Origin of the sequence: Nostoc sp. NMS8, from assembly GCF_017115045.1 — a bacterium.
Lineage (GTDB): Bacteria > Cyanobacteriota > Cyanobacteriia > Cyanobacteriales > Nostocaceae > Nostoc.
Genome location: NZ_JABXKK010000050.1, coordinates 255,740 through 267,199, shown reverse-complemented (window position 1 = coordinate 267,199; position 11,460 = coordinate 255,740). Strand labels below are relative to the sequence as shown.

Sequence of the window (11,460 nt, the reverse complement as noted above, 5' to 3'; positions counted from 1 at the left end):
TTTACCCCTTCATACACTACTAAGACTGTACCTCATTTACCTGCAATCTGCTGTAATACTAGAATATACAAATAAGTTCAGCCTCAAGTGAGTAAAACTATGCTAGAACTCTTAAATATAAAACACGAAGTAGAAAGATTGTCTAATATCTTGACCAAGGCTGAAGGCTGTCTTTGACCTTTCAGAACTGAGTGCAAAAATTCAACAGTTGAATCAATTAATTTCTCAACCTACTTTCTGGCATAATTCTGTCACTTACTATCAGAAACTTCAAGAAATTGAATTCCTCAACGCTAAGAAGAAACAATATCAGCGATCGCACCTCATTCTAGAAGATATCAAAGCTGCACTAGAACTACTAGAATTATCTCCTGATGAGGAATTGCTGCAAGAGGCACAAACCAACCTTACCCAACTCCAGCAAGAACTCGAAATAGTAGAAATACAACAATTACTGTCCGACCCCTGCGACGAAAAGGGGGCATTCTTGGCAATTACGGCTGAGGTTGGAAGTATAGATGCCCAGGACTGGGCAGCTATGTTATTGCAGCTATACCATCGTTGGGCAGTAAATCATAATCATAAAGTATATATCTAGTGGAAGAGTCAGCAGGTGATTTAGGAGGGTTCAAACATGTCACCCTAGAAATTATAGGGCGTTATGCTTATGGCTGACTGAAATCGGAACAAGGAACTCATGCAAGAATAGAGCGAATTTCTCCTATTCATGGCAATGGAAAACGGCATACTTGCCTAGCCAGCGTAGAAGTCAGCCCGATTTTAGATGAGTCTATTGATTTTGAGATTCCAGAGAAGGATTTGGAAATTACTTTTTATCGCCATCGGGGGAATGTCAACCGGACAGAAACATGGGTAAAGATGGTTCATATTCCGACTGGGATTAGTGTATCTTGTAACCAAGAGCGTAGCCAGATGCAAAACAAAGAGAAAGCCTTAGCTATTCTCAAGAGTAAACTGTTTGCGATGCCTACGGCTGGCTACGCCTACGCACAAGCCCAAGGTGTCCAGCTTGACAAAATTCAACCCCGACAGATAAAATCTTTATCCAACAAGCTTATCCGTGAATATATCTTACATCCTTACACCAAGGTGAAAGATTTACGCACTAATGTCGAAACACATGCTGCGACAGAGGTATTAGATGGTAACAATTGGTTTTTTGATCAAAGCCTATCTGCAACAGCTAAATCACACTACTTCAATGAGTAAAGAAGCGCTTGATAATTTCAAGTAACTTTTGCAACTAGTGCAGAAAAAATTTGCCCAACTACAGCTAAAATCAAGAAACATCAGTAGAATAAAGAGCAATTTTTTAATCCAAAGCGCTCTATCTATCATTCAGCAAGCATTATGGATGTCCTAGAACTCAAACGCGAAATCGAAACGTTGTCTGGCCGCCTGGGTAAAACCCAGGACTATCTTTGACGTACCTGCACTGACAGCCAAAATTCAAGACCTCGAAAAAATATCATCACAGCCAGAATTCTGGAATGACCAAACCGAGGCCCAACAAACCCTGCAAGAACTCAATGACCTGAAAGCCCACCTCCAGCAATATGATCGCTGGCACGCCAATCTAGAAGATACTAAGGCAGTTGTTGAGTTGTTGGAGTTAGAAACCGATGAAGCGCTACTCCAAGAAGCCGAATCTACCATCACCAAACTGAATCGCGATCTCGATCAGTGGGAGTTACAACAGTTACTTTCTGGCCCCTATGATGCAGAAGGTGCTGTACTGACGATTAGTGCTGGTGCTGGTGGTACAGATGCTCAAGACTGGGCATTTATGCTGATGCGGATGTACACCCGTTGGGGCGAAGCTCACGGCTATAAGGTAACTTTAGCGGAAGAGTCGGAAGGTGATGAAGCCGGAATTAAATCGGCAACCCTAGAGATTACTGGTCGCTATGCTTATGGTTATTTGCGTTCAGAAATGGGTACACATCGCTTAGTGCGGATTTCACCTTTTAATGCTAACGGCAAGCGCCAAACTAGTTTTGCAGGGGTGGAAGTAATGCCACAGATTGATAACTCTGTGCAATTGGATATTCCAGATAAAGATTTGGAAATCACCACAACTCGCTCTGGCGGTAAAGGTGGGCAAAACGTCAACAAAGTAGAAACTGCGGTGCGGATTGTTCACCTTCCCACCGGTCTTGCCGTGCGCTGTACAGAAGAGCGATCGCAGCTGCAAAATAAAGAAAAAGCCCTAAATCGTCTCAAAGCAAAGCTGTTGGTCATAGCTAAAGAGCAACGCGCCCAAGAAATTGCCGAAATTCGCGGCGATATGGTAGAGGCCTCTTGGGGAAACCAAATCCGTAACTATGTATTTCATCCTTACCAAATGGTGAAAGATTTACGTACAACTACGGAAACAACAGCGATTAGTGATGTGATGAATGGTGAACTTGATACATTCATCCAAGCTTATCTGCGCCAAGAAAATAAGCTGGTAGAAAACACTCCGGCGTAGAGACAATCATTACATAACACCCCGATTGCTAAGGCGTTTCACTGAGAAGCGCCTTAGCAATATATAGCAATACAGTTCAGATAAGCTTCTTTCTCCCCCCTGCCTGCCTCAACGGATAAATTTCTTAACCCAAGAAGCGTATTGCAATATATGGGCGATCGCAATTCTATGTCCAGACCAACTGTTACAGTTATAAAAGAGTCTGTAGACAAATAACTATGAGCAACTCACCTTCAACAGAACCCCAACCTAGCTACGTAAAACTCGCCATGCGAAACATGGTGCGGAAGGGTGGAACTTCCCTAAAGCATTTTGGATTGACTGCTGTAGGGCTTTTAGCTCTGCTTGTTGGTCTTGCTTACCTCACTCACTAACAACAAATCGTAAATCTCAGACAAGGAGACTGTGTGCCCCTGAGAGTTGAACTATATGTGGAGGAGTATTTTTATGAGTTGTCCCCGACAACATCTGTAAAGATTGACGAGACTGATGCCCGAATTACTCCTGAAACTTGGGAAAACTGGTTTAATCACTGGTTGGAAATACTTCAGCCTCAGGTTCCGCCAGCGCCAAGTTATGAAATCGGGTTGCGTTTGACAGATGACTCGCAAATTCAAGAACTAAATGCCCAGTATCGTCAGCAAAATAAACCGACAGATGTTTTAGCATTTGCTGCTTTGGAGGTGGATTTTCCTCAAAGCAAAGAAATGCTTGCTTCTGTACCATTATATTTAGGTGATATTATTGTATCTGTAGATACAGCACAACGACAAGCTCAACAACAAGAACATAGCTTAACAACCGAGCTAGCCTGGTTAGCTGCTCACGGTTTATTACACTTATTAGGCTGGGATCATCCTGATGAAGAAAGTTTGGAGCGAATGTTAGAACAGCAAGTAAAATTGCTGAAGGGAATAGGTATTGCTATTGACATAGAATAGCAGTAATTATGTATCCCTTAATGTTAATTTGGGGTAATACTTTTATAATACTTTTGTGCAAAATTGCTTAAAGATTGCCTCAAAGTTAATTTCGCCATTAAGATCGGCGAATATTCCCACTGTAGCAACTCTGTTCTTGTGTTTTTAAGTCTATGTCGCAAAAAATTTCTTCATCACCAACGCCCACCTCGTTACAAACACTGGTGTCTAACGAACGGGAATTTTCCTGGAAAGTAGCCTCTAATTTATTTGTTAGTTTTAAATATGCCTGGGCTGGAATCAGCTATAGTTTTCAGACTCAACGTAATTTTCGCATCCACATCAGCGTTTGTGCTTTAGCGATCGCGTTAAGCGTATTTTTGCATCTGCAAGCGGTAGAAATAGCGGTAATTGGGATAACTAGTGGTTTAGTTTTGGCATTAGAGTTACTAAATACAGCGATCGAGTCCGTTGTGGACTTAACCGTTAAGCAGACATACCATGATTTGGCAAAAATTGCTAAAGATTGTGCGGCTGGTGCAGTGCTTGTTTCTGCTTTGGTAGCGATGCTAGTAGCTAGCATCCTATTACTCCCTCCTCTCGTAAAGTTAATTATATCGGCTTTGTAGACGTGATTTGTGTAGGTGTTGCCCAATCCAGGCATCGCCAAATTACTCAGCCAGAGGATCGCACTCTGTCTGCTCTCCTTTGGAGAAATATATTGAAAATTTAAGTGTTGCGATGTCTACGACGGGCTACGCCAACGCGCCAAGCATCCTGACTAAAGGTTTACTTGGTAATATCTTTATAAAGTGGCCGTATAGTAGCTGCTTAATGCCTACGCGTCCACATCAGCGTTATTTTTATACTTAACCAACAAATAGTATGAGATACTTATCTATGCTTTTTGCAACTGATAAGTGGTAAAAACCAGGAGTGATGAGCTTTGATTATAGTTATCGACAATTACGACAGTTTTACATATAACTTAGTGCAGTACTTGGGAGAATTGGCAGCAGAATTCCCAGTGGCAGATGATATTAAAGTTTTTCGTAACGACAAAATATCCATAGATGAGATTCGGGCATTAAAACCGCAAGCCGTAGTTATTTCTCCTGGGCCTGGTCGCCCGGAAGATGCTGGCATTTCTTTAGAATTGATTGAACAGCTAGGACAAGACTTACCTATTTTGGGTGTCTGTTTGGGACATCAAAGTATTGGTCAAGTGTTCGGTGGTAAAATAATTCCGGCTCCAGAGTTGATGCATGGCAAAACCTCTCAGGTTTCTCACACTGGGGTGGGGGTTTTCCGGGGATTAGAAAATCCTCTAACTGCCACCAGGTATCATAGTTTGGTAATCGAACGTGAGACTTGCCCAGATGTGTTAGAAATCACCGCTTGGGTTGAAGATAACACCATTATGGGAGTGCGACACCGGAACTATCCTCACATTCAGGGTGTCCAGTTTCACCCAGAGAGTGTCCTGACATCTTCAGGAAAACAGTTATTGCGAAATTTTCTGGAACAGTTATAGTCAAGAGCATAATTAATGAAACGACGACAGTTGATGGGCTATGCTGGGGCGGGGTTGGTAACAGCTTTGCTTACTACCTTGGGTTCTGAATCTCAAGCTGACGCACAATCTAGCGGTTTATCAGTTCAGTGGTTGGGTCATACTTGTTTTCTTTTTACTGGTGGCGGTGCGAAAATTCTCGTCAATCCATTTCGGACAGTCGGCTGTACTGCTAAGTATCGTCCACCAAAAGTTGCAGCCGATTTGGTACTGATTAGCAGTCAACTGCTGGATGAAGGGGCTGTGGACATACTACCGGGAAACGCAAAACTCATCTACGAACCAGGAGTTTACGAGTTCAAAGGTATTAAGTTTCAAGGAATTGCTATAGACCACGATCGCAAAGGTGGTAAGCAGTTTGGCTTAAATACCGCTTGGAGTTGGAAGCAAGGCGGAATTAATATCGTACATTTAGGCGGAGCCGCTGCACCCATTTCCATTGAGCAAAAAATACTCATGGGGCGTCCCGATGTAGCATTTATTCCAGTGGGAGGTAGCGCAAAAGCCTACAATGCTGAAGAAGCAAAGCAGGCTGTGCAAGTGTTAAATCCCAAGTTGGTGATTCCGACTCATTACCGAACACAAGCTGCTGATGCTGCTAAGTGCGATATTTCGCCACTGGATAATTTTCTCACCTTGATGCAAGGTACGCCAGTGCGGCGTAGCAATGGAGATAGTATTTCCATTAGCCCTAGTAAATTGCCGGAAAAGGAAGAAATTCAGGTTTTGAGTTACAAATTTTGAATCAAGGGGATTGGGGATTGGGGACTGGGGACTGGGAAAAAAGCAGGGGAAGCAGGGGAAGCAGGGGGAGAATAATGACCATTGGTGTCAACTTAACGCGAAACCGCTTGTCCGCCGGGAATTGAAATTCCCGTCTCATAGCTAAAGTCATCTGAAGATGACTAAATATCGCCATATTGCCAAAAATCTCCAGTCTACTTCAGTAGACTTTAGCCTATTAGCCCGGAAATTTATTTCTGGGCGGGCATGGAAGCCAACAGTTAAGCTATTTCCTAGCTTAAGTTGACACCAATGAATAATGATTCCTGCCTCCACTTTCAAAATTCAGAATTCAGATTTTAGAACGTATACCACTGTGGGCCAAGCTTATCTGCGTCGCTGATAGGAGTCTCAACTGCTGTTGTCTCATTTATAGTCCAAATGTTGTCTGTACCTGCTGTCTGATCGCGCCAGTAAATATCGGTCTTACCATCGCCGTTGAAGTCACCAAGAGATGGGGTCAAGGCTGCGTTATTAGCAGGTAGGAAAGCTTGAGTTGAAACTGTTGTGCCATCCATCAACCAAGCGGTGTTCTCACCAGTGGTTCCATTGTGCCAGAAGATATCGGTCTTACCGTCACCATTGAAATCACCAATTTTGGAAGTCCAAGATGAGTCAAGTGTTTCTAAAGCACCTTCTGTGACTAAGATGCCTCTCATTGTCCAAACCTTGTTCTCACCTGTTTGAGTGTTTCTCCACAGCAGGTCAGTGCTTAAATCGCCGTTGAAATCGCCAACGCTAAAATTCCAGGCTGCATCTTGAGATTGCAGCGCAAATTCAGTTTTTTGTGTACCATCCATAAACCAAGCGCTGTTATCGCCGGTTGTCGGATTGCGCCAGAAGATATCACTCTTACCATTGCCATCGAAATCAACAATGGTAGGAGTTAGTGCTGGGTCTGTTTTATCTAAAACAGTTGCATTCAGAACAGTGGTGCCATCCATCTCCCAAATGGCGTTCTCACCAGTTGTAGCATTATGCCAGAAGATATCGGTTTTGCGATCGCCATTGAAATCCCCAATCTGAGGAGTCCAGGCTGGGTCAACGGCAGTTAGAGAAGCTGCATTCGCAACTTTGGTTCCATCCATCAACACAATACTATTCTCACCGGTTGTCTTATTACGTAATAAGAAATCGGTTTTACCATCATTGTTGAAATCGGCAATTTTGTAATCATAGGCCGATAAGTCAAATGTACCTAAAGAACCCTGTTCAACAACTTTTGTCCCATCCATCAACCGAATAATAATCTCACCGGTTGTAGAATCAACCCAAACTTTATCTGTTTTGCCATCAGCATTAAAGTCAGGAGTAATCGCTGCACTGGTTAGGTAAGGATTAGGATTAGGATTTGCTGAGTTTGTGACAGACTGATTCACTGCTCCAGTTTGTAGTTCTGGTGAGGAACTCTTACTCCAAGTTCCCAAAGTAGAAAGTGAATCATCAAGAGAAGTCGTCAAAGTATTTGATTTTTGAAAAGAGGCTAATCCTAATGCAGATGTATTCAAAGATGAGGGTGAGTAATTTTGATTCTCAGGCATGGTTTATTTTTATCGTTGGTTGTCATATTTTTGTAACTTTTTTTGGCAATCTCTTTCTGTAATGAAATAACATTTACCGGGGCTTCAAGATTTCTTTATAACTATTTTTTATTTATTAATGTCATTCTTTGAAGATAAATATCTGGTTTTTTTAAATGATTACTAGGAAAATTTCAAGTTCTATATAAGCAATCACAAAATATTTTTTTGTATTTTATATATATGATAATTTGTAGATAAAGTTTGTTTGTTTAATCTATTTTCTTTGACATTTAAATATTGCATCATAAATCAATACAGTTCAGAATGAGCAACAAAACACTTGTAGAGACGGCGATTCATCGCGTTTAGAAAACCCAAAATTGTTGCCAGTAGCCCTTAACACAACCGTATTGCATCATAAATCTGTATCTTTAGAAGATGTTTTAAAAGTATTGGGCGAATAGAATTCGCTACTACACAAACATAGACGCTTTGCAGCTTCCCGCAGGGTAATACGAATTAATCTACGGAGGTGGGTAAAGTCTCGTTTAGCTAAGACTTCTAGTTGCCTAATGAATAATAGGCGGAGCATCTTCGGCTTTGCTCCTAAATTCTGAATTATTCTTCAATTTATTGGCACTTTCTCAAGTATTGGCTGGACTTTTAGTATTTCTTATCTTGTGAGCAAGTTTAGATAAAAAATAACCTTGTCCACCAGCTAGACCTAAATCTGAGCCATCCAGTTTAACCCAATAAAAATTAAAAGCTATAGAGTTTTTACTAGTACTTGAGTGTATTTCCCAATGCTGCCAAGTAGATGGTATAGACTGAGTTAATTCGAGGTGGTAAACATAACGTTCTTGAATCTCATCACGATCGGGAACCATGTTGTATTGATAAATACCCAATAACTCAATAATACGAACTCCCTTAACACCAGATTCTTCATAAATTTCTCGCAGCATAGCTTCAGATGGCTCTTCATTTTCTTCAACTGTACCAGCAGGTACTTGCACGCCAGCTTCAGGAAAATCAGTATGTGTAAACACCATTAATTCATCGTTTTTGGTAATATAAGCAAGCGCTTTTTTTATTATGGGTTGAGTAGACATATTTTTACGGTATTTTATCAGATTGATGAAATACCATATTTATATAAAATAAACTTTTATAAATATTCTAAATTATGCAATCACAACAAGAGTTGGGTTTGATAATTTTGAATTTTGAATTTTAAATTTTTAATTCCCGTTCGCGTAGCGTCTCGCAGAGAAGGGGTTGGGGTTGGCTTGAGTAGAAACAAATATTGGTTAGAATAACTTAGATTAGCAACTATTAAGAGGCATTAACTGTGCATCTGCTAGTTGTTAAAAGTGTAAAATAATACAATATTTTCATAAAAACATCAGCTATGCAAGCAGAATATCGGCAGCGTCGCGAGCAGTTAATGGCAAAAATTGGTGATGGTACAGCCATTTTTCGCAGTGCGCCTATGGCAGTAATGCACAACGATGTAGAGTATGTTTATCGTCAAGACAGTGATTTTTTCTACCTGACAGGTTTTAATGAACCACAAGCAGTAGCAGTTTTAGCGCCGCATCATTCAGAACATCGGTTTGTGCTGTTTGTCCAACCAAAGGATCGCGAAAAGGAAGTATGGACTGGCTATCTTTGCGGGGTGGATGCAGCGAAGGAAATTTATGGTGCTGATGAAGCATACCCAATTAGCGAGTTAGGTGAAAAGTTACCGCAGTATTTAGAAAAAGCTAGCCGGATTTATTATCACTTAGGACGCGATCGCAATTTTAACGATCAAATCATCAGACATTACCAAAGTTTATTGCGGACTTATCCGAAGCGCGGTACTGGGCCGATCGCTATTGAAGATACTGGCCCTGTCCTCAACAGCATGAGATTGATCAAAAGCGAAGCTGAGGTAGAATTAATGCGTCAAGCAGCTGTGATCGCTACAGAAGCACACAATTACGCCCAAGAAATCGCCGCACCTGGACGTTATGAATATGAAATACAGGCGGAGATGGAACGCATCTTTCGAGTACGGGGTGGCTTAGGGCCGGCTTATCCTTCAATTGTGGCTTCTGGTGTGAATGCTTGCGTACTGCACTATATTGAAAATAATCGTCAAATGCAGGATGGAGAATTACTGCTAATTGATGCCGGTTGTGCTTATGGTTATTACAACTCTGACATTACCCGAACATTTCCTGTGGGTGGTAAATTTACGCCAGAACAAAAGACGCTGTATGAGATTGTTTTGGAGGCACAAAAACAAGCGATCGCTCAAATTAAACCAGGTAATCCCTTCAAATTAGTTCACGATACAGCAGTTCGCGTCCTCACGGAAGGTTTAGTTGAACTTGGTATTCTCAAAGGCGAAATTGATAAGTTAATTGAAGAAGAGAAATATAAGCCATATTATATGCACCGTACCAGTCATTGGTTAGGTTTGGATGTCCATGATGTGGGAGTTTATCAGCATGGTGAAGACAAACCGCAGATTTTGCAACCAGGTCAAATTTTGACGGTAGAACCGGGAATTTATATTGTGCCAGATACCAAATTAGCAGAAGACCAACCAATGACCGATCCTCGATGGGTTGGCATTGGCATTCGGATTGAGGATGATGTGTTAGTTACATCTAATGGGTATGAGGTGTTAACTGCGGGGGTTCCTAAAGCAGTAGATGAAATAGAAAGATAAAACATAGGGATGGTGTGTACCATCCCTAAGAAAACCCCAGCGATTGGAAATCGCGGCTACACAGACAAAACTTGCCTCCGCAGGTTGGCAAACCCGTGATTTTCTCTTATTCTTAGTCCACGGAGGTGGACTACACTGCGGGAAGCCGCAAAGCGTCTATGATTGTGTAGCCGCGATTTTGAATCGCCTAATACTTTTAAAATTCTACTTCTAGGGGAAAATCGCGGTGAAAGTAGAACCAACATCTACCTGTGACACTAAGTTAATTTCACCCCGCAGTAGTTTCACCAACCGCGAGACGATCGCTAATCCCAATCCTGTACTATCAGGAAGATGGGGGCGATCGCTAGAACTCACGCGAAAATAGGGTTCAAATATTTGGGCTTGGTTTTCGGGAGCAATGCCAACTCCAGTGTCAGAAACAGCGATCGCCCATCTCTGATTCTCTAACAACTGACACATTATAATAATAGTCCCCGACTCTGTATAACGAATCGCATTACTAATAAGATTTGTCACAATTTGTTGTAACTGAAAAGAATCTGTTAATGGTTTTTCGGGAGCGCGATCGCAATCTACCACGATTTGTAAATTTTTTCCCGCAGCCAAAGGTTCCAACATTTCACACACATTATCAATTAATTCACGCACATCAGTAGGCGCTAATTGAATTTTTATCTGCCCTGCTTCATAGCGCGAAAGTTCTAATACATCATTGATTAGATGGAGTAATTGTCTACCATTGCGTAATACCCGCTCAATATGTTCTAAATTGGTATAGTTGTCTTTTATTTCAGTCTTGCGTCGTTGTTGGCGTAAAAACAGATCCGAATAACCAATAATGGAAGTTAAAGGATGTTTCAATTCGTGGGCTAGTTGCGAAAGATACTCTTGATTAGCGCTAATTAACCGCGTCAGTTCCTCATTATGAAGCGTTAGTGATAACTGCAACTGTTTTAATTCTCGCAAGCGTTCCTCAACATAACTTTTAAAACACCGAGCCATCGCTTCATCTACAATTGCGTCAATCAAACGCATGGAACGAATTATCTCTACAGGTGTTCCCTCTAATAAATCTGCTTGTAGAGCATCAAATATTACTGTCCGCAGCAGATGATATTCTCTGGCAATTTCTGCTGGATCAAAGCCTTGTTCGGCTCGAATAGCTCCATGCTGAAAACTCGCAATAACTATTGACTGAATATCATTATCCTGAGATTTTGAAAGCACTGTCACCATCGCTTTCAAAACATCAGGAATGTGATCCTTTACTGATGTATAAGATAAGTCATCAGCACTTTCAATCCGTCTATCCTTGCGAACAGCTAAAATCCATTTATCAAGGATGATGTCAGTTTTTTCAGCCAGTAGTTGACTAAAATCCATTATGTTAAATTCAGCTAGGAGATAGATGAGCAAACTTCCACATGCAAATAGTTTAGCGA

10 protein-coding genes and 1 pseudogene are annotated in these 11,460 nt (G+C 41.4%); 8 read left to right on the top strand and 3 right to left on the bottom strand.

Translation table 11 applies throughout. The features are described from left to right. Positions 1-99 precede the first annotated feature (99 nt). The 7 genes and pseudogenes from HWQ39_RS09930 to HWQ39_RS09900 all read left to right on the top strand — a co-directional run bounded on the left by HWQ39_RS09930 (position 100) and on the right by HWQ39_RS09900 (position 5,731). Positions 100-1,255, top strand: a pseudogene (locus tag HWQ39_RS09930) (PCRF domain-containing protein). 116 nt (positions 1,256-1,371) lie between these two features. Continuing rightward, a protein-coding gene (gene prfB, locus HWQ39_RS09925) for a peptide chain release factor 2 (RefSeq protein ID WP_292843744.1) occupies positions 1,372-2,494 on the top strand; the annotation gives its coding sequence in 2 pieces (ribosomal slippage) (positions 1,372-1,443 and positions 1,445-2,494; 1,122 coding nt in all). Positions 2,495-2,712: 218 nt separating this feature from the next. Next, positions 2,713-2,868, top strand: coding sequence for a DUF3285 domain-containing protein (locus HWQ39_RS09920; protein ID WP_094350437.1), 156 nt, complete (start codon positions 2,713-2,715; stop codon positions 2,866-2,868). A gap of 39 nt (positions 2,869-2,907) precedes the next feature. Beyond that, positions 2,908-3,435, top strand: coding sequence for an rRNA maturation RNase YbeY (gene ybeY / locus HWQ39_RS09915; RefSeq protein WP_292843769.1), 528 nt, complete (start codon positions 2,908-2,910; stop codon positions 3,433-3,435). Positions 3,436-3,587: 152 nt separating this feature from the next. Further along, positions 3,588-4,043 carry a diacylglycerol kinase family protein gene (locus tag HWQ39_RS09910; RefSeq protein WP_292843743.1) on the top strand — a complete coding sequence of 152 codons (456 nt, stop codon included), beginning with the start codon at positions 3,588-3,590 and terminating at the stop codon, positions 4,041-4,043. Between the two features lie 317 nt (positions 4,044-4,360). Next, the gene (locus HWQ39_RS09905) at positions 4,361-4,948 is read left to right on the top strand and encodes an aminodeoxychorismate/anthranilate synthase component II (RefSeq protein ID WP_292843742.1); all 588 of its coding nucleotides are present in this window, start codon (positions 4,361-4,363) and stop codon (positions 4,946-4,948) included. Between the two features lie 15 nt (positions 4,949-4,963). Continuing rightward, the gene (locus HWQ39_RS09900; protein ID WP_292843741.1) at positions 4,964-5,731 is read left to right on the top strand and encodes an MBL fold metallo-hydrolase; all 768 of its coding nucleotides are present in this window, start codon (positions 4,964-4,966) and stop codon (positions 5,729-5,731) included. A 338-nt stretch (positions 5,732-6,069) separates the two neighbouring features. Here the strand turns inward: HWQ39_RS09900 and HWQ39_RS09895 are convergent, their stop codons facing one another. Further along, positions 6,070-7,311, bottom strand: coding sequence for a VCBS repeat-containing protein (locus HWQ39_RS09895; RefSeq protein WP_292843739.1), 1,242 nt, complete (start codon positions 7,309-7,311; stop codon positions 6,070-6,072). Positions 7,312-7,937: 626 nt separating this feature from the next. Next, positions 7,938-8,405, bottom strand: a complete 468-nt coding sequence (locus HWQ39_RS09890) for an NUDIX domain-containing protein (protein WP_292843738.1) — start codon at positions 8,403-8,405, stop codon at positions 7,938-7,940. Positions 8,406-8,704: 299 nt separating this feature from the next. On the opposite strand from HWQ39_RS09890, the gene HWQ39_RS09885 reads away from it, so the two are divergent. Continuing rightward, positions 8,705-10,015, top strand: a complete 1,311-nt coding sequence (locus HWQ39_RS09885; protein WP_292843737.1) for an aminopeptidase P N-terminal domain-containing protein — start codon at positions 8,705-8,707, stop codon at positions 10,013-10,015. A gap of 210 nt (positions 10,016-10,225) precedes the next feature. Here the strand turns inward: HWQ39_RS09885 and HWQ39_RS09880 are convergent, their stop codons facing one another. Continuing rightward, the gene (locus HWQ39_RS09880) at positions 10,226-11,401 is read right to left on the bottom strand and encodes a HAMP domain-containing sensor histidine kinase (RefSeq protein WP_292843736.1); all 1,176 of its coding nucleotides are present in this window, start codon (positions 11,399-11,401) and stop codon (positions 10,226-10,228) included. Positions 11,402-11,460 lie beyond the last annotated feature (59 nt).

What these genes read in the sequence shown, in the direction of transcription:
- HWQ39_RS09920 (WP_094350437.1), top strand. Translation starts at nt 2,713, where the DNA reads ATGAGCAACTCACCTTCAACAGAACCCCAACCTAGCTACGTAAAACTC.
- HWQ39_RS09910 (WP_292843743.1), top strand. Translation starts at nt 3,588, where the DNA reads ATGTCGCAAAAAATTTCTTCATCACCAACGCCCACCTCGTTACAAACA.
- HWQ39_RS09900 (WP_292843741.1), top strand. Translation starts at nt 4,964, where the DNA reads ATGAAACGACGACAGTTGATGGGCTATGCTGGGGCGGGGTTGGTAACA.
- HWQ39_RS09895 (WP_292843739.1), bottom strand. Translation starts at nt 7,311, where the DNA reads ATGCCTGAGAATCAAAATTACTCACCCTCATCTTTGAATACATCTGCA.
- HWQ39_RS09890 (WP_292843738.1), bottom strand. Translation starts at nt 8,405, where the DNA reads ATGTCTACTCAACCCATAATAAAAAAAGCGCTTGCTTATATTACCAAA.
- HWQ39_RS09885 (WP_292843737.1), top strand. Translation starts at nt 8,705, where the DNA reads ATGCAAGCAGAATATCGGCAGCGTCGCGAGCAGTTAATGGCAAAAATT.
- HWQ39_RS09880 (WP_292843736.1), bottom strand. Translation starts at nt 11,401, where the DNA reads ATGGATTTTAGTCAACTACTGGCTGAAAAAACTGACATCATCCTTGAT.